At 46.9% G+C, this 1,366-nt stretch carries 2 protein-coding genes; one reads left to right on the forward strand and one right to left on the reverse strand.

Annotation, left to right across the window (positions count from 1 at the left end; translation table 11 throughout):
- Positions 1 to 1,179 (forward strand): class I adenylate cyclase (locus R7E42_RS24290; RefSeq protein ID WP_318073131.1); only part of this gene is annotated, 1,179 nt, incomplete at its 5' end.
- A gap of 63 nt (positions 1,180 to 1,242) precedes the next feature.
- On the opposite strand, the gene R7E42_RS24295 is transcribed toward R7E42_RS24290, so the two are convergent.
- Positions 1,243 to 1,366, reverse strand: a 124-nt coding sequence (locus R7E42_RS24295) for a frataxin domain-containing protein (RefSeq protein ID WP_318073132.1), incomplete at its 5' end; no start/stop codon positions are given.

A 1,366-nucleotide genomic window follows, 5' to 3' on the forward strand; every position in this document is an offset into this window, starting at 1 on the left:
TTCATCGAAGTTAAAGAAGGCGGGGTGAACAAGTCGGGTTGGTATCTCTACAAGCAACCATTGATCGCACATCGCATTCTTGGACAGCCATGTCTTGAGCATCACGAGTACTTGAGCAAACTGGTCTCGTGGGCTTTCTTTAATGGCCTCATCACCGAATCCACGCGTTTGCATGCCGTGGTGCGTGAAGCACAGCTAGATATTGATAAGTTCTACCAAATGGTGAGTGACTTACGAAATACCTTTGCACTGCGTAAACGTCGTCCGACGATGCAAGCGTTAGCGAGCCCGTGTGAAATCAGCCAGTTGGCGATGTTCATCAACTTCGAAAATGACCCTACGTCGGAGCTGTCGGGGCGTTCACTGAAAGTGGATGTGAAAAATACCGATATCTTCAGTTTTGGCCCTGAGCATAAGAACTTAGTCGGCAGTGTCGATTTGGTTTACCGCAACTCCTGGCATGAAGTGCGTACACTGCATTTCAAAGGCGAAACGGCGATGTTGGATGCGCTAAAAACCATTTTGGGCAAAATGCACCAAGATGCGTTGCCACCAGAATCGGTCGACGTGTTCTGCTACGCGAAAAACATGCGTGGAGTGATGCGTAATATGGTGTATCAGCTTCTTGCGGAATGCATCGACTTGCGTTTGAAGCCGGTGGAGCAAGAAAAACGCCGCCGCTTTAAAGCGATGCGTCTTGGTAACCAAACCTACGGATTGTTCTTTGAACGCCGTGGTGTGTCGGTGCAGAAGTTAGAAAACTCCATCGATTTCTACCGCAGCATTTCTACCAATAAGCTAAAAGGCTCGCCGCTGTTAATGCTCGACCGTGAGCAAGAATACCAATTACCAGAAGCGGTGGATGGTTTTGCCAGTGAAGGTTTGGTGCAATTCTTCTTTGAAGATAACGAAGATGGTTTCAACATTTATGTATTGGATGAGTCGAACCAAGTGGAAGTGTATCACCAGTTCAGTGGCTCAAAAGATGAGATGATCGCTTCGGTCAACAGCTTCTACACTTCGGTTAAAGACGACAGCCGTGTGGCGTCTAAGTTTATTAACTTCAATTTACCGCAGTACTATCAGATCATTCACCCTGAAGAGGGTAACGCTTACATCATTCCTTATCGCAATGATGGGTGCTCACCGCATCGTCCTACTAAAGCGGTAAACGCGTAACCATATCCATAAACAAAAAGAGCACCGAGGTGCTCTTTTTGTTTTGGTGTTCATCGAGAGGATTTACGCCCAATCAATCTCTTCGCCAGCGTGTTTTTCACACTCGTGCTTCACCATTTCAAACAGTTCCATACCCGTTTTTGAGCAGGTCCATTTGTCTTCCACTAACTTGAAGTGGAAACCACCC

The sequence above is a fragment of the Vibrio sp. Vb1337 genome (genome assembly GCF_033338715.1).
In the GTDB taxonomy this organism is placed as follows: domain Bacteria; phylum Pseudomonadota; class Gammaproteobacteria; order Enterobacterales; family Vibrionaceae; genus Vibrio; species Vibrio alginolyticus.